20 protein-coding genes are annotated in these 20586 nt (G+C 60.5%); 15 read left to right on the top strand and 5 right to left on the bottom strand.

All coding sequences use genetic code 11. The annotated features are described in order from the left end of the window. The first annotated feature begins 43 nt into the window (after positions 1–43). The 3 genes from RN347_RS05685 to RN347_RS05695 all read left to right on the top strand — a co-directional run bounded on the left by RN347_RS05685 (position 44) and on the right by RN347_RS05695 (position 3579). Positions 44–1615, top strand: coding sequence for a DASH family cryptochrome (locus RN347_RS05685; RefSeq protein WP_311960484.1), 1572 nt, complete (start codon positions 44–46; stop codon positions 1613–1615). A gap of 100 nt (positions 1616–1715) precedes the next feature. Next, positions 1716–2969 (top strand): lytic murein transglycosylase, encoded by a 1254-nt coding sequence (locus RN347_RS05690; protein WP_263584555.1) that lies wholly within the window; start codon positions 1716–1718, stop codon positions 2967–2969. A 52-nt stretch (positions 2970–3021) separates the two neighbouring features. Then, a complete protein-coding gene (locus RN347_RS05695) occupies positions 3022–3579 on the top strand; it encodes an ATP-dependent zinc protease (protein ID WP_263584554.1) in 558 nt (185 codons plus the stop codon). Between the two features lie 57 nt (positions 3580–3636). Here the strand turns inward: RN347_RS05695 and RN347_RS05700 are convergent, their stop codons facing one another. After that, complete coding sequence (locus RN347_RS05700; RefSeq protein ID WP_311960820.1) at positions 3637–4350, bottom strand: 16S rRNA (uracil(1498)-N(3))-methyltransferase; 714 nt, start codon at positions 4348–4350, stop codon at positions 3637–3639. Between the two features lie 131 nt (positions 4351–4481). Here RN347_RS05700 and phaR point away from each other — a divergent pair, with 131 nt between their 5' ends. The 6 genes from phaR to RN347_RS05730 all read left to right on the top strand — a co-directional run bounded on the left by phaR (position 4482) and on the right by RN347_RS05730 (position 8790). Then, positions 4482–4952 carry a polyhydroxyalkanoate synthesis repressor PhaR gene (phaR, locus tag RN347_RS05705; protein ID WP_263584552.1) on the top strand — a complete coding sequence of 157 codons (471 nt, stop codon included), beginning with the start codon at positions 4482–4484 and terminating at the stop codon, positions 4950–4952. Between the two features lie 85 nt (positions 4953–5037). Beyond that, a complete protein-coding gene (gene purD, locus RN347_RS05710) occupies positions 5038–6330 on the top strand; it encodes a phosphoribosylamine--glycine ligase (RefSeq protein ID WP_311960485.1) in 1293 nt (430 codons plus the stop codon). A 56-nt stretch (positions 6331–6386) separates the two neighbouring features. Next, positions 6387–6824 (top strand): thioesterase family protein, encoded by a 438-nt coding sequence (locus RN347_RS05715; protein WP_311960486.1) that lies wholly within the window; start codon positions 6387–6389, stop codon positions 6822–6824. After that, positions 6824–7696 (top strand): phosphoribulokinase, encoded by an 873-nt coding sequence (locus RN347_RS05720; RefSeq protein ID WP_263584549.1) that lies wholly within the window; start codon positions 6824–6826, stop codon positions 7694–7696. The genes RN347_RS05715 and RN347_RS05720 overlap by 1 nt, the downstream gene beginning before the upstream one ends. Before the next feature lie 76 nt (positions 7697–7772). Then, positions 7773–8114, top strand: a complete 342-nt coding sequence (locus RN347_RS05725) for a histidine triad nucleotide-binding protein (RefSeq protein ID WP_263584548.1) — start codon at positions 7773–7775, stop codon at positions 8112–8114. A gap of 31 nt (positions 8115–8145) precedes the next feature. Continuing rightward, positions 8146–8790, top strand: coding sequence for a demethoxyubiquinone hydroxylase family protein (locus RN347_RS05730; protein ID WP_311960821.1), 645 nt, complete (start codon positions 8146–8148; stop codon positions 8788–8790). Between the two features lie 128 nt (positions 8791–8918). Here RN347_RS05730 and ettA read toward each other — a convergent pair whose 3' ends face one another. From ettA to RN347_RS05750, 4 genes are all read right to left on the bottom strand, one after another. Next, positions 8919–10580 (bottom strand): energy-dependent translational throttle protein EttA, encoded by a 1662-nt coding sequence (gene ettA, locus RN347_RS05735; RefSeq protein WP_263584546.1) that lies wholly within the window; start codon positions 10578–10580, stop codon positions 8919–8921. Between the two features lie 163 nt (positions 10581–10743). Next, positions 10744–10956: a PA3496 family putative envelope integrity protein gene (locus tag RN347_RS05740; protein WP_311960487.1), complete on the bottom strand. Its 213-nt coding sequence runs from the start codon at positions 10954–10956 to the stop codon at positions 10744–10746. A 148-nt stretch (positions 10957–11104) separates the two neighbouring features. Then, on the bottom strand, positions 11105–11539 hold the full coding sequence (locus RN347_RS05745) for a PAS domain-containing protein (RefSeq protein ID WP_311960488.1): 435 nt from the start codon (positions 11537–11539) through the stop codon (positions 11105–11107). Positions 11540–11695: 156 nt separating this feature from the next. Next, positions 11696–13009 carry an MFS transporter gene (locus RN347_RS05750; RefSeq protein ID WP_311960489.1) on the bottom strand — a complete coding sequence of 438 codons (1314 nt, stop codon included), beginning with the start codon at positions 13007–13009 and terminating at the stop codon, positions 11696–11698. An 81-nt stretch (positions 13010–13090) separates the two neighbouring features. Between RN347_RS05750 and RN347_RS05755 the strand changes: the two genes are divergently transcribed. The 6 genes from RN347_RS05755 (at position 13091) to RN347_RS05780 (ending at position 20568) form a co-directional block, all read left to right on the top strand. Then, positions 13091–13360, top strand: a complete 270-nt coding sequence (locus RN347_RS05755) for a SelT/SelW/SelH family protein (protein ID WP_311960490.1) — start codon at positions 13091–13093, stop codon at positions 13358–13360. Continuing rightward, the gene (locus tag RN347_RS05760) at positions 13357–14232 is read left to right on the top strand and encodes a DMT family transporter (protein ID WP_311960491.1); all 876 of its coding nucleotides are present in this window, start codon (positions 13357–13359) and stop codon (positions 14230–14232) included. Before RN347_RS05755 ends, RN347_RS05760 begins: the two co-directional genes overlap by 4 nt. A gap of 228 nt (positions 14233–14460) precedes the next feature. Beyond that, positions 14461–16017: a TolC family outer membrane protein gene (locus tag RN347_RS05765; protein WP_263584540.1), complete on the top strand. Its 1557-nt coding sequence runs from the start codon at positions 14461–14463 to the stop codon at positions 16015–16017. Between the two features lie 326 nt (positions 16018–16343). Continuing rightward, positions 16344–18512 (top strand): type I secretion system permease/ATPase, encoded by a 2169-nt coding sequence (locus RN347_RS05770; RefSeq protein ID WP_311960492.1) that lies wholly within the window; start codon positions 16344–16346, stop codon positions 18510–18512. Further along, positions 18512–19939, top strand: a complete 1428-nt coding sequence (locus tag RN347_RS05775; RefSeq protein ID WP_263584538.1) for an HlyD family type I secretion periplasmic adaptor subunit — start codon at positions 18512–18514, stop codon at positions 19937–19939. The genes RN347_RS05770 and RN347_RS05775 overlap by 1 nt, the downstream gene beginning before the upstream one ends. Then, positions 19939–20568 carry a LuxR C-terminal-related transcriptional regulator gene (locus tag RN347_RS05780; protein WP_409365770.1) on the top strand — a complete coding sequence of 210 codons (630 nt, stop codon included), beginning with the start codon at positions 19939–19941 and terminating at the stop codon, positions 20566–20568. Before RN347_RS05775 ends, RN347_RS05780 begins: the two co-directional genes overlap by 1 nt. Positions 20569–20586 lie beyond the last annotated feature (18 nt).

Genomic DNA, 20586 nt, shown 5'->3' on the forward strand with positions numbered 1-20586 from the left:
GCCCATGCACACCCAGCCAGCAAGGTACGCCAGGAGACTCTTGATGCAAGCGACTACCGATATTGTCTTGATAAACAATAGCCTAAGGGTATCAGACAATCCGTTATTGAGATTCGACTCCCGTCCCGATCAGCTTATTTGCCTTTTCGTACTCGACCAGCGCCTACTCGAGCCTGCTTTACCCGGAGAAGCGACGCCGCGACTGGGGCCTGCGAGGCTGCGGTTTTTATGGCAAAGCCTGATGGCGCTTCGTGGTGAGCTTCTACAGCGCGGTAGCGATTTGCTGGTGCGCATCGGCGAGCCCGCACAAATAGTTGTACAGCTTGCTAATCAATACAGAGCGCGTCGCGTGCGGACGATGGAACACGCGGGCGTCGAAGAGTCTCGCTTGCTCGACCAAATCGATAACACGCTGCCCGACGAGACAGCGCTCGAGCGCATCGAAAGCGGCTATCTTTTTGATCGCGAGGAGCTTCCATTCGAGCTCGACGACATGCCCGGTAGTTTCTCGGCGTTTCGCCAGCGGATCGAAAAGCAGTGGTCGTTTGGCGAAGCGCTCGCCGCTCCCTATACGTTGCCTGGCTGGCCGGAAAACGCCTCGCGTGGTTTTCCACCGCTTAAAAAAGTGAGCGAAGAGAGCGCCTTCTGGCAGCCCGATGACCGCCAGGGGTTCAACTTCATTGGCGGCGAGGCCGCCGCGCGTGATCGCCTTCATGACTACTTCTGGCATATCAACGGTGCCGGGTCCTACAAAAAGACCCGCAATGGTCTTTTGGGTGACACCTTTTCAACGCGGTTTTCGCCCTGGCTTGCCTGTGGCTGTCTTTCCGCGCGACAGGTCTATGAAGAGGTCAAGGCCTGGGAGGCGGTCAACGGTGCCTGTGAGTCGAGCAAGTGGATCGTGTTCGAGCTGATGTGGCGCGACTATTTTCACCGCAATGCCCAAGTGGAAGGCCCCAAACTGTTCGGGGAACAAGCGCTATCGAGGCCGTGTGAAAATTTCGACCGCTGGCGCGAAGCCAGAACCGGTGTGCCGTTCGTCGACGCTGCCATGCACGAGCTTAGCCATACTGGCTGGATTTCGAGCCGGTCGCGTCAGAACGTGGCAAGTTTTTTGGTCAGAGATCTGGGGGTCGACTGGCGCCTCGGGGCTCAGTGGTTCGAACACTGCCTGATCGATTATGACGCTGCCAACAACTGGGGTAACTGGAGTCATATTGCCGGTACTGGTCGCGATGGGCGCAAGGATCGTTATTTCAACGTTTTGAAGCAGGCCAAACAGTACGATCCGAAAGGCCTCTACGTAGCTCACTGGCTTCCCGAGCTCGATAACCTCGATTTTGGTGTCGATCGTCATCAGCCTTGGCGTAGCGATCCGCAAAGCTTCGACCCGCCTTGTGTCGAGCCGGAAGAGTGGGATCGCTGGCTTATGGATAGGCCATCATCGAGCAGCGCCGATAAGGGTGATACTTCCGATAAGGGTGATACTTCCATTCGGGTTAAAAGTCCGCTGGAGCGCCAAATTGCGCGCAACGATTCGAAAGTGTCGGCATCCGAGAGTGCGCGCCAGGCTTCCAGTCTACCGATCGAGGAGATCGAAGAGGCCGAAGAGTAGCGGCGGAGTGGCGTTGATGGATTCTAGCGGCCACGCTGGCAAGCCGTGCGTTTCCAGGCCATTATCAGTCTCTGCCAGGGATAGCCAAGAGATTGAAACCATGTCGTTGAAAACCAGTATGTTTGCAGGCTATCGGGGCGTTCAGCTCGGTGCCTTGAGTCTTGCGGCGGGCTTGGCGCTCGCTAGCCCCGCCTACGCCAATCTCGAGCTAATGAGCGAAGTGGACGCCCGCGGCGCCGAAGAGCTTCGCTATGCCAACTTCGAACAGTGGCGCGATGAGTTTCGCCGCTACGCGCGAAGCCAGGGGATCAGCGAAGCGACGCTGGCCTCGGCGTTCGACAACGTTCGCTATCGCGAGCGCGTCATCGAGCTCGACCGCTATCAGCCGGAGTTCGTGCGCCCGATCTGGCAGTATCTCGACTCTGCCGTGTCCGATACGCGTGTCAGCAATGGCCGCGAAAAGCTTTCAGCGCACCGTCAAACCGCCGCCGAGATGCAGAGCCGCTTCGGCGTTCCGGCCGAAATCATTGTGGCGATCTGGGGGATCGAGAGTAACTACGGCAGTAACTTCGGCGATTTCTCGACGCTCGAGTCGCTCGCCACGCTGGCCTTCGACGGGCGGCGCCGCGATTTCGCCCGAGGCGAGCTTCTGGCCGCGCTTCGAATCATCGATGAAGGTGACATCACCGCCGAGCGTATGAAAGGCTCCTGGGCCGGGGCCATGGGCCACACCCAGTTCATTCCTTCGAGCTTCGAAGCCTACGCCGTCGATGGCGACAACGACGGCCACCGCGATATCTGGGGCAGTATTCCCGACGTCATGGCCTCTACCGCCAACTATCTTGCGAAGGCCAACTGGCAGCCGGGCCAGCCCTGGGGTCGTGAAGTCATGCTGCCCAATGATTTCGACTACGCCCAGACCGAGCGCCGGTCGACCCGCGAGTGGGCAAGCCAGGGCGTGCGCGCGGTCAGCGGGGAGCTTCCCGACTTTGATAGCGCAGCGATCATCGTGCCCGCCGGCGCCCAGGGGCCCGCCTTTCTGGTCGGCCCCAACTTTCGCTCCATTCTTCGTTATAACAACGCCACCAGCTACGCCCTCGCGGTGGGCACACTAGGCGACGCCATCGCCGGACGACCGGGCATTTCACAGGCCTGGCCGCGCGACGAGGCACCATTGACGCGCGACGATGTCAGAAGCCTTCAGCAGCGGCTCAACGCTGCCGGCTACGCCGTGGGCACGCCGGACGGCATCATGGGGCCCAACACGCAAAGCGGGCTGCGCGCCTTCCAGCGCGACCAGGGGCTGACGCCGGACGGCTTCGCCACGCAGTCGCTGCTCGAGCGCCTTCGTTAGCGCTCGATCCATCAACGAACGCCACTGTTTTTTTCATCAGGGATGACTGTCAATGAGCAAGGCTTTTTCACACGTACTGGGGCTATGCGCGCTTTCCGGGGCACTCATTGCGAGTAGCGCCGTTTCGGCTGACGAGCGCAAGGTCTACGGCTGGGTCGAGAACGCGGTGATCGATCACTGGGATATCATGGTGAAGGCGAAGCTCGATAGCGGTGCGCTCACCTCATCGCTCGACGCCCGCGATATCGAAACCTTCGAAAAAGAGGGCGAGGAGTGGGTGCGCTTTCGCCTGCAGCTCGAAGACCAGGGCAGCGGCGACACCTTCAGCGATGAAATCGAGCGCCCGTTGCACCGCGAGCAGACCGTTCGCGGCGCCGGCGGCCGCGACGAGCGCCCGGTCGTGCTGCTCGACGTCTGCATGGGCGACACGGTCTACGAAGAGCAGTTTAGCCTTCGCGACCGCGAAGAGATGATCTACCCGATGCTCTTGGGTCGGCGCACCATCAGTCATTTGGGCCTGCTCGACGTGGAAAACACCTTCTTACAAGAACCCGAGTGCTCGGACGATTCCAACTACGTTGCCTTCGACCCCGAAGACGATCAGGACTAACAACCGCGTAGAGGCGCATCAAAAGCGCTTTGAGCAGATCAGAATAGCTTGAAGAAGTTAAAATAGCTTCGATAGCAGCGCCGTCACCGCGGTTTCGACCCGTAAAATGCGAGGGCCCAGATGAATGCCCTCGCAGCCCGCCTCCAGCAGCTTTTCCACTTCCCAGGGAATGAATCCGCCTTCGGGGCCGACCAGTAAAAGTGTGGGCTCGTCGACCTCGCGCGGGCAGGCGTTAGGCATGCCCGGGTGGGCCAACAGCCCGCGCCGGTCTTTTAGCAGTGCAGGAAGCTGATCTTCCAGAAAAGGCCTGAACCCCCGGCAGAGGGTGATCTCGGGCAGGATCGTGTCCTGGGTTTGCTCCAGCCCCAAAATGAAATGTTGGCGTATTTTATCCGGGTGAAGCTCCGGCGACTGCCAGTAGCTTTTCTCGACGCGGCTGGTATGCAGCAGCGTCAGCGCTTTGACCCCCAGCGCGGTCACGTGCTCGAGAGTGCGCGCGAGCATACGCGGGCGTGGCAATGCCAGCACCAGGTGCACGGGAAGTGCCGGGGGCGGTGGCTGGGTCAATACGGGTACTTCGAACACCGCGCGCTGATCATCCAGCGCGGCCAGGCGTGCCCTGCCGACGCCTTCACCCAGCACGCCCACGGTAAAGGTGTCGTCGACCTTCGCACGATGAACGCGGATCAGATGCTCGAGACGCCGGGCGTCGGTCAGGGTGGCGCGGCGGTCGGCATCGAGCTCGTCGGGGGCCAGTAGTATCAGGTTCATGAGGTTCGCTAAATACTCGTCAATGAAAGGGCTGGAGGCGGAGTTGACCGACTCGGCTTGCATGCGTGCGCGTTGCAGGCACAATACGGGCAACGGCTACCAGGCCTTTACCGCGTTTAAGGAGATGCGCTGTGCGCGTGATTCGCAAATATGCCAACCGGCGGCTGTACGATACGCAGCAAAGCCGCTATGTAACGCTTGAAGACCTGCGGCGGTTGATTATCGACGAAGCGCCTTTTCGCGTCGAGGATGCCAAAAGCGGTGAGGACTTAACGCGTACGATCCTGCTGTCGATCATCATCGAGCAGGAGCAGGCCGACAGCGATGCCGAAGTGTTCTCCAACGATCTGTTGGCTCAGCTCATTCGTGTCTACGATATGTCGTCGCCGCTGCCGCTGGCGCGCTACCTGGAGCAGGGCACGCAGCTGATGCTGCAACAGCAAAAGCGTATGCAGAACCAGTGGCAGCAGGCGCTCAAGAACTCGCCCATGGAGCTGATGCGCGAGCTGGCCGAAGAGAACATGCGTTTTTGGCAAAGCGCGCTCAACAAGCCCCACCCGACCGAGCCCTCAAAAGAAGACGACGATAGCAAGCCCTCGTGAGCAAAGGCGCTGCCGGGTCCGCCCACCGGGTGAACAGGTGTGGCATAATGCGCCCAGGTAACGCACCCGTTTGAGAAGGAAAGACATGAACGTTTTGATGATAGGTGGCGGCGGGCGCGAGCACGCCCTGGCGTGGAAGTTGGCGCAGTCGAGTCTGGTCGAGAAGGTGTTCGTCGCGCCGGGCAATGCAGGCACCGCCATTGAGCCTTCGCTTGAAAACGTGGCCATCGATGCCACCGATATCGACGCGCTTGTAGCCTTTGCCCAGCGCGAGAACATCGGGCTGACCGTCGTTGGCCCCGAGGCGCCGCTGGTGCTGGGCGTGGTCGACCGCTTTCAGGCGGCGGGGCTTGCCATCTTTGGGCCCACCCAGGCGGCGGCTCAGCTCGAGGGCTCCAAATCCTTTACCAAGGATTTTCTTGCCCGCCATCAGATCCCCACGGCGGCCTATCAGACCTTCACTCGGGTAGACGCAGCGCTTGAGTATTTGGACGAGGTCGGCGCGCCCATCGTGATCAAGGCCGACGGCCTGGCCGCGGGCAAGGGCGTGATCGTTGCGATGAGCGAGGCCGAGGCCGAGGCCGCCATTCGCGATATGCTCGAAGCCAACGCCTTTGGCGATGCCGGGGCGCGGGTGGTCATCGAGGAGTTCCTCGAAGGCGAGGAGGCGAGCTTCATCGTCATGGTCGACGGCGACAATGTCGTGCCCATGGCGACCAGCCAGGATCACAAGCGCGCCTTTGATGGCGACACCGGCCCCAATACCGGCGGTATGGGCGCCTACTCGCCGGCGCCGGTAGTGACCCCAGAGGTCGATGCCAGGATCATGGAGCAGGTGATACTGCCCACGGTGCGCGGCATGCGCGACGAAGGCAACGCCTATACCGGCTTTTTGTACGCGGGGCTGATGATCGACGAGGCGGGCAACCCCAAAGTGATCGAGTACAACTGTCGTTTTGGTGACCCGGAAACCCAGCCGATCATGATGCGCCTGACCTCCGATTTCGCCGCGCTCTGCCTGGCCGGCGCCCAGGGCGAGCTTGCCGACCTTACCTGCGAGTGGGATTCCCGCGCTGCGGTCGGTGTGGTCATGGCCGCCGGCGGCTATCCCGGTAGCTATTCAAAGGGCGATACCATCGAGGGCCTGACGGCAGCCGAAGCGCAGCGCTGTAAGGTGTTTCACGCCGGTACCGCGCAAGACGATGAGGGGAATACCGTGACCGCCGGTGGGCGCGTGCTGTGCGTGACCGCGCTTGGCGACAGCGTGCTGGAGGCCCAGGCCCAGGCGTATCTGGGCGTAGAGAAAATACGCTGGGCCGGCGCAGAGTACCGGCGCGATATTGCGCACCGGGCGATTGCGCGCGAGCAGTCACTTTAACCAAAGGCTTTTTCCATTACAGGTTTGTTCATTAAAGGCTTGGCCGGGAGGCGGGTATGGAGCGCGTAACGCTGGAATTCCCTGAGGCGATGATCGTTCATCGCCACCCCCTGTCGGTGCGCATCACGGACATGAACTATGGGCGCCACCTGGCTCATGACGCCGTGGTGACGCTGCTGGCGGAAGCGCGGGCGCAGGCCTTTGCCGCGCTCTCCTGCCCGGAGTGGGACATGGGCGGCTATCCAAGCGTGGTCGCGGATTTGAGCGTGACGTTTCAGCGTGAAGCCCGCTTTCCCGACGCGCTCGTCATCGAGACCGCGGTGCCCGACCCCGAGGGCAAGGCGCTGGTCGTTTATCATCGAATACTGAACCACCGTCAGGAACCGGTGGCGACGGCGCGGGTCACGCTGCTATTGATCGATACGACGGCGCGCAAGCCCGTGGCCATCCCTTCCGAGCTTACCCGCGCGCTTGACGCCGTTCGAGGTGATTGATGTCGCGTGAATATCCCATCATTGCCGTGACCGGCTCGTCCGGGGCGGGCACTACCACGGTGCGGCGAAGCTTCGAGCGCATGTTTCTGCGCGAGGACGTGCACGCCGCGGTCGTGGATGGCGACGCCTTTCACCGCTATACCCGCGAGGATCTGCAGCGCATCTTTCGCGAAGAACCGGAGCGCAAGGATGAGCTTTCCCACTTCGCCGTCGAGGCCAACCTGCTCGACCGGCTCGAAGGGCTTTTTGCCGAGTACGGCGAGCACGGTTCGGGCACGTTTCGCCACTATATCCACGCCGAGGACAAGCAGAAGATCGAAGCCGGCTACCGCGTGGGTACCTTCACCGAGTGGCAATCGCTGCCCTGCGGCACGGATCTGCTCTTTTATGAGGGCCTGCACGGCGGACTGGTAACGCCGGAGTACGACATCGCCCGCCACGCGGATCTTTTGATCGGCGTGGCCCCCACCATGAATCTTGAGTGGATTCAAAAGATCGACCGCGACACCAAGCTTCGAGGCTACTCCCAGGAAGCGGTGATCGATACGATTCTCGGGCGCATGGACGACTACGTGCGCTATATTCAGCCGCAGTTCTCACGTACGCACATCAACTTTCAGCGCGTGCCCACCGTGGATACCTCCAACCCCTTCGAGGTGCAGGACATTCCGACGGACGCGGAGTCTTTTGTCGTGATTCGCTTTCGCGACCCCTCCACGGTGGATTTTCCCTGGCTTCTGGCCATGATCAAGGATGCGTTCATGACGCGTCCGCACACGCTGGTCGTTCCCGGGGCGAGGCTTTCGCTGGCCATGGAGCTGATTCTGGCGCCGCTGGTGCGCCATTTGCTCGCCCAGCGCCGCTTTCGCTAGAGTAGAGGCCAAACGCCGCTCGCCGTGGCCTTTCACTGACCGTTTAGAGTCGCCGTTTCACCGACAGGAGCCTGCCATGGAGTGTCTTTTCTGCAAGATCATCAACCGCGAGATTCCCGCCGATATCGTTTATGAGGACGAGCACGTCCTGGCGTTCAACGATATCGACCCCAAGGCGCCGACGCACCAGCTCATCATTCCCAAGCAGCACATCGCTACGCTCAACGATATCGAGCCCGAGCACCTGGCCGTCGTCGGCCGGCTGCAGTACACCGCCGCGCGCCTGGCCAAAGAGCAGGGCTTTGCCGAGGACGGCTATCGCGTGGTGATGAACTGTAACGGCATGGGCGGACAAACGGTCTATCATATCCACATGCATTTGATGGGCGGTCGCCAGTTCACCTGGCCGGCCGGCTGAGTCTGACTGTCGGACAATCGAGGTTAACGTGATGCGCGAACGCCACTTGAGCCGCTCGGATCGCTTTATTTCGCACATCGATAGCGCTTTGCGCACGCTGATCCCCAATACCCGGGGTGCGCAGCGGGTCAATCCCAGCGCGAGCATGGCGGAGTCCGAGCTCGGTGAGCTCGAGCGCCGTCACGCGGCGAGCACCCTGCGCGTGCTGCATGTGGCCACCGCCGGCGTGCAGGGGCTTTGCCAGGGGCAGGTGGGGCTGGTCATGCTGCCCCGTGCGCGTCAGCAGATCGACCACTCCCAGCGCGAAGCCACCGATCATCTGGCCTGGTGCCAGCAGCGCCTGGAGCAGCTCGAAAGCCGTACCAGCTACTTCACGCCGGTTTATTACGGGGCCGGGGTAGGGCTTGGCATCGTGACCGGGCTGATCAACGACCGCTTCGGGCTGGGCGTGGTCGCGGCGACCAAGGAGCTCATCGGGCGTCAGGTGAGTGAGCAGATGAACTATCTACCCGCGGATGACCAGCGTTCGCGCACGCTGCTGCGCCAGGTCGTCTCGGATAATACGCACCACGCGCAGCTGGCGCTGGAAGCGGGCGGCATGCGCTTTCCCGCGCCGATCAAGTGGGGGATGGAGCTGCTGGGCGGGGCGTCGTTGAAAAAGGCGCGCTATACCTGAACCCGATTACTGGGCGTTCGTGCCTGCGCCCGCACCATGAAAAGGTGTGGTCGGTAATATTGTTCGACCGCGCATAAAAAAGCCCCTCGCGAGGGGCTTTTTTGCGTCGGGCTTTTGTATTTTCAGCCTTAAGCGTCGATGCGCTTGTACTTCATGCGCTTGGGCGTGTCGTTGCCCACCCGTTTTTTGTGATCCTCCTCGTAGTCGGTGTAGTTACCATCGAAGAAGACCACTTCCGACTCGCCTTCGAACGCGAGAATGTGGGTGGCGATCCGGTCCAAAAACCAGCGGTCGTGAGAGATCACGATCGCGCAGCCCGGAAACGCAAGGAGCGCTTCTTCCAGCGCGCGCAGGGTCTCGATATCCAGGTCGTTCGACGGCTCATCGAGCAGCAGCACGTTGGCACCCTGTTTGAGCGTTTGCGCCAGCTGCAGGCGACCGCGCTCACCACCAGACAGTTCATCCAGGCGTTTCTGCTGGTCGTTGCCCTTGAAGTTGAAGCGGCCCACGTAGGCGCGCGACGACACTTCGTAGCCGTTGATGTTGAGAATGTCCTGACCGCCGGACACCGCTTCCCAGACGGTCTGCTTGTCGTCCAGGGCGTCACGCAGCTGCTCGACGTAGGCGATATCGACGGTGTCGCCAGTGACGACTTCGCCCTCGTCCGGCTGCTCCTGGCCTGTGATCAGCTTGAACAGCGTCGACTTACCCGCACCGTTGCCGCCCACGATGCCGATGATGGCGCCGGGCGGTACGCTAAAGGAGAGATCCTGATAAAGCAGCTTGTCGTCGAAGCGCTTGGTCACGTTGTGGAATTCGATGACCTTGTCGCCCAGGCGCGGCCCCGGCGGAATGTAGATCTCGTTGGTCTCGTTGCGCTTTTGGAAATCGCCGGACTGCATCTCCTCGAAGCGATTGAGGCGCGCCTTGCTCTTGGCCTGGCGGCCCTTGGTGTTGCTGCGTACCCACTCGAGCTCCTGCTTGATCGCCTTTTGACGCGAGGCTTCCTGCTTGGCTTCCTGGGTCAGGCGCTGCTCTTTTTGCTCGAGCCACTGCGAGTAGTTGCCCTCGAAGGGGATTCCCTGGCCGCGGTCGAGCTCGAGAATCCAGCCGGCGACGTTGTCGAGGAAGTAGCGGTCGTGGGTGATCGCCACCACGGTGCCGCTGTAGTCGTGCAAAAAGCGTTCGAGCCACGCCACGGACTCGGCGTCCAGGTGGTTGGTCGGTTCGTCGAGCAGCAGCATGTCCGGGTTGGAGAGCAGCAGCCGGCAAAGCGCGACGCGGCGACGCTCGCCCCCGGAAAGGTGCCCGACCCGGGCGTCCCAGGGCGGCAGGCGCAGCGCGTCGGCGGCGACCTCGAGCTTGCGCTCGATATTGTGGGCATCGGCGGCCTCGATGATGTTCTCAAGGCGCGCCTGCTCGCTTGCCAGCGCGTCGAAATCCGCATCGGGCTCGGCGTAGGCGGCGTAGACCGCGTCGAGCTTCTCCTGGGCGGCTTTTAGCTCGCCCAGCGCCTCTTCGACGGTCTCGCGAACGTTTTTCTCATCGTCCAGCTGCGGTTCCTGGGGCAAGTAGCCCACGTTGATGCCGGGCATCGGGCGAGCTTCACCTTCAAACTCCGTATCGACACCGGCCATAATGCGCAGCAGTGTGGACTTACCCGCGCCGTTGAGACCCAGTACGCCAATCTTGGCGCCGGGGAAGAACGACAGGGAAATATCCTTGAGAATTTGCTTTTTGGGCGGCACGACCTTGCCAACCCGGTTCATGGTGAATACGTATTGCGCCATGGAAATCCGTTAGGTTGTTGAGAGTGGTGTCAGAAGCGACGTGGGCCTAGATGATAGTGCCCAGAACGCGCAAAGGCCAGAAAGCGAGGCGATGAGTGGAGGCGGCAGAACCGCCAGGGCCGAGCCTGGTGATAAGGCGCGTCAAGAGAGGCGTCGTTGAGCGCTACTCTTCTTCATCCCAATCGTCCTCGATGGCGCGTTTGAGGCTACGCTCCTCGAGCCACGCTTCCACCTGACGGCGGGCGCGCAGGGTGTCGGACTTGCTCGCTTTTTGCTTGCCGTAGGCATCGTCATTGACGGCGTCGAGACTTTCGAACTCATCGGCTTCGAGCGTCGAGGCGGAGAAGGAATCGCGATTCAGGGGGTCACGGCTCATGAGAGGCCCTCCAACCCAAGCCGGCGCACCGGCATTGTAACGGCCTGGCCTGCTCATTCGGCCAAGCGCCCAAGCGCGACGTTTGCGCTTAGGCGCTATATAGCGCCGCTTGGGTCGAAGTTCAAGCTTTAAATGTCGGTTGGCGTGCTCAGGCGCTTTCGTGTTTTTTTTGAAGCTCCGTCAGGGCGATCTGTGCCTCGACGCGCTCGGTCACATCCTTTTGTACCCCGACGCAGTACATCAGGTTATCGCTTTCATCGTACACCGGTGTGATGGATAGCTCGTTCCAGAACATGGTGCCGTCCTTGCGATAGTTTCGAAGCACTTCGCGGGAAGGGCGGCCGCTACTGATCGCTTCGCGAATATTATCGAGCGCGTCCTGGTCGCGATCATCGTTTTGGAGAAAGCGGCAGTCGCGATAAAGGATTTCGTCGGCAGTGTAGCCGGTCAAGCGTTCAAACCCTTTGTTGACGTAGATGAGAATGTTTTCATCGCCTTCCTGTTCCGAGACGACGATACCGTCGTCCGAGGCGTCGACGATCCGTTCGAGGAGCTCGGGGTTGATGAGAGGAGATCGTTTCATAAAAGGGTTCCTGTTGCTTGTCGCTCATCCGCTGCCATGGCGCTGTGCATCAGCACGGACAACAACGGTGTATAAACACTTCAACCAGCATTAACATAGGCAGCTACGTACGCGCTGGCAAATTATCTCGCTCGATCCACGTACTTGCACGCCTTACTACTCCACTTCAGGCAGCCGATAGGCGCTGAGGAGCGCAAGAAAGGCCGTCACCGCCAGTATCAGCAATAGCCAGGCACTGCCCAGCCACTGCGATAGCGCGCCTACCAGACCGCCCACGGCCAGCATCAGGATACCCGTCAGCGTGTTGGAAAGCGCGACATAAAGCGCCCGGTTATCCTGAGTGGCGATATCGACCAGGTAGGTCTTGCGACCAAGTCGCACGCCGTGGTGAACGATCGTCAACAGGGCGTACACCAGAGCGTAGGGCACGACGCTTTGCGCCCACTGGTCGGGAAGCTGGATCAAACTTGCGCCCAATACACAGCAAGCCGTGGTGCCCAGCGCGGCGTAGCACATGACGCGGCGGCTGGACTGGTCGGCCAGTTTACCCCAAATCGGGCTTGCGACCATGGCGGCAAGCCCCGACACCACCACCAATAGCCCAAGATTGCTCAGATCATCGCCACTTTGCTGCTGGCCAAGTAGCGCAAGGTAGGGAAGCGCCAGGGCGCTCGATAGAAGGAGTGCGCGCGACACGTTGAAGTGTAAAAAGGCGCGATCGCTTTTGAGAAGCGATACACCCGTCTTGATGCTGCTCCAAGCGTTTTCCCCGCCTTCGACCGCGCCGGGTTCTTCCTTGATGCGTGCCACGCAAAACGCGTTGAGCAGCCAGCCGAGCGCGGCCACGCCTAAAAGCGCCGCCAGTGCCCACTCGCCCGGGCGATTCCCCATCAGTACGAGCACGCCGCCCGCCACCAGCGTGGCCGCGCCGGCGATGCTGCCGCTGTAGCCCATTAGCGTTCCGCGGCGGCGCTTGGCGATGGTCTTGCCCATCACGTCCTTGGTGGCGATGGAAGAGACGCCCCGCGAAAGCGAAAGCAGCACAAGAGCCGCCAGTACCAACGCACCGCCAAACGTGCTTTCACCCCAAAGTGCGAGCAATGCCAAACAGCCGGCACAGACTGCTTGCAGCAGGGCGCCGGCGACCCACACCCATTTGCGCTGGGGTTTGGGGCGAATGAAACCGGCCACGAAAATCTGGGGCAGCAGGGCGCCGGCTTCGCGAATCGGTACCAGCAAACCTACCATCCAGACCGGCGCACCGATCAGCCCCATCAGCCAGGGCAGCACCAGGCGAGCGCTGGAAAGCTCATCGGCGAGCTTATTGCCCAGCGCGGCAAACAGATGCAAGAAGAAGTTACGCGGCTGCTCCTTGCACGCCTGCTCCGGAATGTCCTCGCACATCCGGCTGTCGTCATCGCCGGTCAGCCGTTCGAACAAGCGGGTCTGGGAAATGGGCGACTCGGCCATCTCGATTCCTTGGAAGTTGTTGAATCAGGGTGACAGAATGGCGGTTAATCGCATTTTGTCAAAGCTCAAAAGGATAGCTTCATGTCTCGCATCAACATTCGTTATTGCACCCAGTGTCAGTGGCTTTTACGCAGCGCCTGGTATGCCCAGGAGCTGCTGTCGACCTTCGGCGAACAGCTGGATGAAGTCGCGCTTTCGCCTTCGCACGGCGGCACGTTCGAAATCTGGTGCAACGATACGCTGCTTTGGGAGCGAAAGCGCGACGGCGGCTTTCCGGACAGCAAGGAGCTCAAAAAGCGCGTGCGCGACATCGTAAGCCCGGATCAGAACCTTGGGCATATCGACCGATGAGTCAGGATCGGTTGGCCATAACGTGCGGGCTGGGGGCGGTGGCGCTCTGGTCTACCGTCGCGACGGCGTTCAAGGTGGCGCTTTCGTTCATGAGCCCGCTGGAGCTTATGTGGATCGCCTCGCTGGTCTCCTGGCTATTGATGGGCGCGCTGGTCATCAAACGCGGGCTTTTGCGTCAGGCGGCAAGCGGGTGGAAAACGGCGGCCTGGGCGGGGCTGATGAACCCGGTGGCGTATTATCTCGTGCTGTTCGCCGCGTATGATCGCCTGCCGGGTCAGGAAGCCATGGCGCTCAACTATACCTGGGGGCTGACCATGGCGCTGCTTGCCGTTCCCCTTCTGGGTCAGCGATTGTCCATATCTGATTTTGCCGCCGGGTGCGTCGCCTACGCTGGCGTGTGGGTGATCGCCACGCGAGGGCAGGTGTTCGATGTCGCCTTCGAGGATCCAGTGGGCGTGACGCTGGCGCTGGGGTCGACGCTTATCTGGGCACTCTATTGGCTGCTCAACACGCGCGATGCGCGCGAGCCGCTGGTCGGGCAGTGGCAAAATTTCTCCATCGGCTTGCCAATACTGACATTACTACTACTTTTAGGGCCGGGGATCACAGGGCACGGCCTTGCTGCGCTAGGCGCTGGCGTTTACGTCGGACTCTTCGAGATGGGCATCGCATTCATCTTGTGGCAGCTGGCGATCCATCGTGTATCGCGCACTGCGCGCGTCACCAACCTGATTTTTCTATCGCCGCCGGTCTCGCTTTTTCTACTGCATGTGGTGGTGGGTGAGCCGCTTTTGGCGTCTACCTTCGCTGGGCTCGCGTTGATTTTGACGGGGTTGGCGCTGCAGCAACTAACCAGCCACAAAAAAGCATGAAAAAAGCTGCAGAGGTTTTGTAGTTCTTAATTGTAAATATTTGTGACTTTTGTTTTGATGGCTTGTGCCTGACGCTTATTTACTTAAATTGAGTAGTGTGGGGGAAATAATCCTTGACACTTGGCTTTTGAAAAGCGCGCTCAGCGTTTCGGCCGGTGCGGGAAGCAAGCGGCAAGGGGTGTCGTGGTTTCAACGTTCGAGTGGAACGCTCATTGGGGATTCATGGATATGAAAGACAACGTTACAAACAAGCTGAAGCATTTCTTCTCTGCGCGGGCGATTCGCCCCTTGACCATGACGACCATGGCCTGTCTGCCGCTCTCCGCGTTGGCGCAGTCTCTACCGGCCACTCTCTACTCGCCGGGCTCGACCGACCTGCCAAGCGCCATTCAGCAAACCATCATTACCAACCCTGAAGTCAATGCTGCATGGGCAAATTTCGAGGCCTCGGGAAGCGACATCCGCGCCGCGCAGGGCGGTTATTTGCCCACCATCGATGTGCGCGCCGGCGTGGGAATTCAGGATCAAAGCAACGACGGTCGGGGAAGCTATGATTCCGACTTTGCCGAGCTAACGCTGAGTCAAATGGTGTTCGATGGTTTCGCAACCCGCAGCGACGTCGAGCGTTTGGATCGCGCTCGTCTGGTTGCCTATTTCCAGCTTTTAGGGGCGAGTGAAGAAGTCGCGCTGGAAGCGTTTCGTACCTACCTCGATGTGCTTCGCTACCGTGAAATGGTGCGCTTGGCCCAGGACAATTACGCCCAGCATCAGCGCGTATTCAGCCAAATCGAAGAGCGCACGCTTTCCGGCGCCGGTCGCGGGGTCGATCTCGAACAAATCAGCGGCCGCCTGGCTTTGGCTGAATCGAACCTGATGACCGAGGCATCGAATCTTCACGATGTGACGGCGCGCTATCAGCGCATCGTGGGCCAGTTGCCTGCGCAAAACATGGCGCCTGCGCCGTCGCTCGAAGCCAACGTGCCCGCTGACGTTGCTCAGGCCGTGAGAATGGCGTTCGAAGGCAACCCGGATTTCCAGGCCGCGATCGAAAACATCGCCGTGGCCCGTGCCGAGCAGGAGAGCGCCCGCGCCGGTTTCATGCCGCGTCTGGATATTCAGGGCCGTACGGGCACCAACAACGAGGATAGTGTCGTACGCGGACGTACCGACGAACACAGTATTCAGCTTGTAGCGAGCATGAATCTGTACCGCGGAGGCTCTGATCTGGCAAGCTTCAACGCGGCCGCTTCGCGTATCGAGCAGGCGCAAAGCCAGCGCGAGCTGGCCTGTACCAACGTGCGCCAGACCACCCAAATCGCCTATAACGATACCCAGCGTATTCGCGAACAGCTCAACTACCTCAACGAGCACCGCCAGTCCATCGATCGCGTACGCGGTGCCTATCAGCAGCAGTTCGACATTGGCCAGCGCACCCTGCTGGACGTGCTTGACAGTGAAAACGAGTACTTCGAGGCGAGCCGTGCCTATGCCAATGCCGAGTTCGACCTGACGCTCGCACAGGCGCGTACCCTGGCGTCCATGGGCCAACTGATGCCAGCGCTCAACGTAACGCGAGAAGATATCCCGAGTCTGGACGAGCTGGGTTATGACGGTGCTACCTTGAGTTCCGCCGATACCTGCGCCCTTGACGGCCCGCGTGGGTTTACGCTGGAGGACTTTACCCGCGGTATCTCGATACCCCCGGCGCCCGAGGCTTCTCTTGACGCAGCCGCCTACCCCGACCCGGCTATCTCTGACGACCCAATGACCACTCCCGAGTATTGAGCCCGGACTCGGATTAGGCGCTCTTTTCGAGTGCCCGTACGTGCCTTTCGCTCCGCCTGCCGTTGTTGGTGGCGGGGCGTGGGTAAAAGGTCCGGCGCTTACAGGCGCGATGCTTACGAGGGCCAGCCTTTCGTTTAATCAAATACGTATCTTATACCGCTGTATTAAGCTTATTGCCCAGCGGCCGATGGTATCAAATATACCGAAATTTTCGGCTTGAATGCGTCGCGGCGAAGGTTTTGCAACGGTCGGTTGGGTCCATCGGCACCGAACGATTCAACGCTTTCGATGCTTGCGGCAGCCGACGGACAGGAGATCAGGTTTTAGTGGCTCAAGATAAACAGGTCGTCTCTACCCCTACCCGCGAACGCTCGGACGACGAGCTTCTCGAATGCCTAAAAGCGATTGCTTCTTACCACCAGCATGAGGTGTCGTCCGAGGCGCTCAAGGCGGGGTTGCCGCTTGAAAAGGGCAACTTGACCCCGTCGGTGTTTGGCCGTGCGGCGCATCGTGCAGGTCTCACCGCGCGTATCGTCAAAAGCCCGCTGTTGGGCCTCAATCCGTCGCTCTTTCCGGCGGTACTGTTACTGGAACCGGGGCGAGCCTGCGTGCTGCTGGCGCTGGATACCAGGCAGCAAAAAGCGCGCGTCATTTTTCCCGAGCTTTCCGAGTCCGCCGTCGACGTAGCGCTCGATGAGCTCAACGGAGGCTATAGCGGTGAAGCGATCTACGTTCGCCCCCGGTTTCAGGCCGACAACACCTCCGAACCCGGCGTCGAGAAAAAGCGCGGTCAGCACTGGTTCTGGGGCGTCATCAAGGAGAATCGCCGGCTTTACCGCGATATCATCAGCGGGTCGATTGCGATCAACATCTTTGCGCTGGCCATGCCACTGTTCGTGCTCAACGTTTATGACCGCGTCGTGCCCAACCAGGCGACCGAAACGCTTTGGGTCATGGCGGCCGGGGTTTTCATCGTACTCTGTTTCGATCTGGTTCTTCGTTTGATGCGTAGTGGTTTCGTGGACCTCGCCGCCAGCCGTGCGGACGTCAAGCTGTCGTCCTCCATCATGAGCAAGGTGCTGGGCATGCGGATGGAAGAGCGTCCGGCCTCCACGGGGTCGTTCACCTCGACGCTGCAATCCTTCGAGTCGGTGCGTGCCTTCATTGGGTCGGCCACCATCATCGGGATCGTCGATCTGCCGTTCGTGCTGCTGTTCGCGGGTATCATTGCGCTGATCAATCCGTGGCTGGTTTTGCCGGTCATCGTGGGGATTCTTTTCGTATTGCTCTACGCACTCGCCGCCCAGGGCAAGCTGCATGAGCTTTCCGAAACCACCTGGGAGGTTGGCGCTCAGCGTAATGCGCTACTGGTCGAGTCGGTTTCTCAACTCGAAAACGTCAAGGCGCTGCGTGCGGAGAGCCGTATTCAGCGCCATTGGGAAAAAGCCACGGCGTTTCTTTCGCGTACCAGCGCACAGCTCAAGTTAGTGAGCTCCTCGGTGTCGAGCGTTGCACTCTGGGCGCAAAACAGCGTGGCGGTCTGCGTCATCATCGTGGGGGTTTACCAAATCGTTCAGGGCAATCTGACCCAGGGCGGGCTGATCGCCTGCTATATGCTTTCGTCACGCGCGATGGCGCCGGTCAGCCAGGCTGCGGCCCTGCTGGCGCAGTATCACCAGTCTTCTACGGCGCTCGAGGGGCTCAATCGCGTCATGGAGAAAAAAGAGGAGCGCCACGAAGGCAAAGCCTACGTGGAGAAGCCCAGCGTGACCGGCCGTTTGGAACTCGACAAAGTCACGCTTCGCTACCCCAATGAGGAGCGTGATGCGCTGCGCGACGTCTCCATTGCCATCAAGGAAGGCGAGAAAGTCGCGCTATTGGGGCGCGTCGGCTGTGGCAAATCCTCGCTCAACAAGCTGCTATTGGGTTTTTATCAGCCCAGCGCCGGCGCTGTGATGCTCGACGGCGTGGATATTCGTCAGTTGGATCCGCTTCAACTGCGGCGCCATTTGGGTTACGTGCCTCAGGAGGTCAGCCTGTTTTCCGGCTCGCTTCGCGACAATATCGTGGCCGGCGGTGGAAGCGACCATGTCGATGACCACGCGCTGCTGCGAGCGATCAAGATCGCCGGGCTGGAAGCGCTGGTGAATAGTCATCCCAAGGGAGTCGATCTGCAGGTAGGTGAGCGCGGGCAGGCGCTATCCGGTGGTCAGAAGCAGGCGGTCGCCATTGCTCGGGCGGTGGTACAGGACCCGCAGGTACTGCTGCTCGATGAGCCGACCAGCGCGATGGATAACGCCAGCGAAGAGGCATTCAAGGCGAACCTGACCCGTATTGGTGAAGGTAAAACCATGCTGATCGTCACTCACCGCACGTCACTTCTGTCGCTCGTCGATCGCATCATCGTTATGGATGCGGGCAAGGTTGTCGCTGATGGCCCGCGTGATAGCGTGGTTGAAGCGCTGCGTAACGGCCAGATCGGGAGGGCATCGTAATGGCGAAGAACTCCTCCACCAGTGAACAAAAAGGGTTCGAGGCGATTGGTCGGTTCTCCGAAAAAGGGCAAAAGCCGTTTCGCCCGTTCATGGACCGACTGTTTGCGCGCCGGGTAAGTTCGGCTCACCTCAACCGCGACTGGGCAAGCGACACCGACTGGGCGCGCATGCAGCAGGAGCCCATCCGCGCACGGCTGTTTTTGTACGTGACATTGCTGGCCTTCATTGCCGTCCTCGTATGGGCCTATTTCGCACCCATCGATGAGGTGACTCGCGGTAGTGGGCGCGTGATTCCAGCAAGCCACCTTCAGCGCATTCAGTCCTTCGATGGCGGCGTGATCGAAGAGATCAATGTGCGCGAGGGTCAGGTCGTAAGCCAGGGCGAAGTGCTGATGCAGATCGACCCCACGCGTTTCGTCTCCGATTTCCGCGAAAACCGTGCTCAGCGCTACGCGCTGGAAGCGCGTGCCGAGCGGCTGCGGGCGCTGGCGACCGGCACCGAGTTCGAACCCTCGGAAGAGCTTCGCCAGGAAGTTCCGCATATCGTCATGCAGGAGCGCGAGGCCTACGAGAGCAGTCTTGTGGAGCTTCGCGAGCAGGAGAACGTGCTCGAGGATCGCGTTCGCCAGCGTCAGGAAGAGCTCAGAGAAGCTCAGGCGCGTCGCGATACGGCGGGGCGTGAAGCCAGTATGGCCAGCCAGGAGTTGAATCTGACTCGACCGCTGCTGGCGTCCGGCGCCGTATCCGAGGTCGAGGTGCTGCGCCTTCAGCGCGAAGTGTCCCGTGCGACTGGCGAGCGCAACCAGGCCGATGCCTCGGTATCCCGTCTGCAAGCCGCCGTTGAAGAGTCGCAGACTCAGCTGCGCGAGCAAAGCGCCGAGCGGCGCAGCCAGTGGCGCAGTGACCTGGCTCAAGCGGTGGGTGATTTGAACGCACTTCAGCAGTCCGGCACCGGGCTACAGGATCGGGTGCGTTTGACCGAGATTCGCTCGCCGGTCGATGGCGTCATCCAGCGCATTCATATCAATACCATCGGCGGGGTAGCGCAGCCCGGCCAGGAGGTCATCGAGATCATCCCGAGCGACGACCAGCTGTTGGTCGAGGCCCGTATTGCGCCCCAGGACATCGCTTTTCTGCATCCGGGGCAGGCCTCTACTATCAAGCTCACCGCCTACGATTACGCTATTTACGGTGGCCTGCAGGCGGAGCTTGAGCATATCAGCGCCGATACGATTACCGACGACGACGGCAATACCTTTTACCTGGTACGCGTACGCAGCCTGCAGGACGAGAACGCTACTGAAGGGCTTCAGGTCATTCCAGGCATGACAGCGCAGGTCGATATCGTGACAGGTAAACGAACGGTGATGCAGTTTTTGCTGAAGCCCGTTTTAAGAGCGTGGCGTGACTCAATGGGAGAGCGCTAATGAAACATGTTTTTATCACAAGTGATGGAAGTCTCAAGTCGCGTTGGCAAGGCGCTCTACCCGACGCGATAGCCGCTACCTCTGACCAGGCGATCACATGTTCAGAGTCTGGGGATGTGGTTTGGATCACCACGACCGTCGAGGACTGGCGCGCGCAAACCACGGCGATTAGCCGCCAGGGCGCAAGCGTGGTGGTCATGAGCTACGCCCCTAACGACCGCGAGGCGCTGCTGGCGCTTGAGCTGGGGGCTCGTGGCTATACCCATACGCTTTCTGCACCCGAAGTGCTCAAACAGGTCGCGCTGGTCGTTACCCATCAGGGTGTCTGGGTGGGCCAATCGCTTTTATCGCGTGTGCTCACAGGCTCTGTCCAGGCGCTGCAGCAGCGAACCGGTGACGATATCACCCATCAGGGCCAGCAGTTTCTTGCCACGCTGACAGAGCGTGAACGAGCGGTAGCGCTAGCCGTTGCCCGCGGGGGCGCTAACAAGGAAGTCGCTCGAGAGCTTGCGATTACCGAGCGCACGGTAAAGGCCCACTTGAGCGCCATCTTCAAGAAACTGGCGGTACGCGATCGCCTGCAGCTCATTTTGAAGCTTTCTTCGGACGCCGAAAAACGCATTTCTTGAGCTAACGCCCAAGCGCCT

It is taken from the genome of Halomonas sp. PAMB 3264, from assembly GCF_031954245.1.
Taxonomy (GTDB): domain Bacteria; phylum Pseudomonadota; class Gammaproteobacteria; order Pseudomonadales; family Halomonadaceae; genus Vreelandella.

Coding starts and splice junctions, on each gene's coding strand:
- RN347_RS05690 (WP_263584555.1), top strand. CDS start 1,716: ATGTCGTTGAAAACCAGTATGTTTGCAGGCTATCGGGGCGTTCAGCTC.
- RN347_RS05730 (WP_311960821.1), top strand. CDS start 8,146: ATGCGCGAACGCCACTTGAGCCGCTCGGATCGCTTTATTTCGCACATC.
- RN347_RS05750 (WP_311960489.1), bottom strand. CDS start 13,009: ATGGCCGAGTCGCCCATTTCCCAGACCCGCTTGTTCGAACGGCTGACC.
- RN347_RS05740 (WP_311960487.1), bottom strand. CDS start 10,956: ATGAGCCGTGACCCCCTGAATCGCGATTCCTTCTCCGCCTCGACGCTC.
- RN347_RS05775 (WP_263584538.1), top strand. CDS start 18,512: ATGGCGAAGAACTCCTCCACCAGTGAACAAAAAGGGTTCGAGGCGATT.
- RN347_RS05760 (WP_311960491.1), top strand. CDS start 13,357: ATGAGTCAGGATCGGTTGGCCATAACGTGCGGGCTGGGGGCGGTGGCG.
- RN347_RS05700 (WP_311960820.1), bottom strand. CDS start 4,350: ATGAACCTGATACTACTGGCCCCCGACGAGCTCGATGCCGACCGCCGC.
- RN347_RS05695 (WP_263584554.1), top strand. CDS start 3,022: ATGAGCAAGGCTTTTTCACACGTACTGGGGCTATGCGCGCTTTCCGGG.
- RN347_RS05765 (WP_263584540.1), top strand. CDS start 14,461: ATGAAAGACAACGTTACAAACAAGCTGAAGCATTTCTTCTCTGCGCGG.
- ettA (WP_263584546.1), bottom strand. CDS start 10,580: ATGGCGCAATACGTATTCACCATGAACCGGGTTGGCAAGGTCGTGCCG.
- RN347_RS05715 (WP_311960486.1), top strand. CDS start 6,387: ATGGAGCGCGTAACGCTGGAATTCCCTGAGGCGATGATCGTTCATCGC.
- purD (WP_311960485.1), top strand. CDS start 5,038: ATGAACGTTTTGATGATAGGTGGCGGCGGGCGCGAGCACGCCCTGGCG.
- RN347_RS05780 (WP_409365770.1), top strand. CDS start 19,939: ATGAAACATGTTTTTATCACAAGTGATGGAAGTCTCAAGTCGCGTTGG.
- RN347_RS05755 (WP_311960490.1), top strand. CDS start 13,091: ATGTCTCGCATCAACATTCGTTATTGCACCCAGTGTCAGTGGCTTTTA.
- RN347_RS05720 (WP_263584549.1), top strand. CDS start 6,824: ATGTCGCGTGAATATCCCATCATTGCCGTGACCGGCTCGTCCGGGGCG.
- RN347_RS05685 (WP_311960484.1), top strand. CDS start 44: ATGCAAGCGACTACCGATATTGTCTTGATAAACAATAGCCTAAGGGTA.
- RN347_RS05725 (WP_263584548.1), top strand. CDS start 7,773: ATGGAGTGTCTTTTCTGCAAGATCATCAACCGCGAGATTCCCGCCGAT.
- RN347_RS05745 (WP_311960488.1), bottom strand. CDS start 11,539: ATGAAACGATCTCCTCTCATCAACCCCGAGCTCCTCGAACGGATCGTC.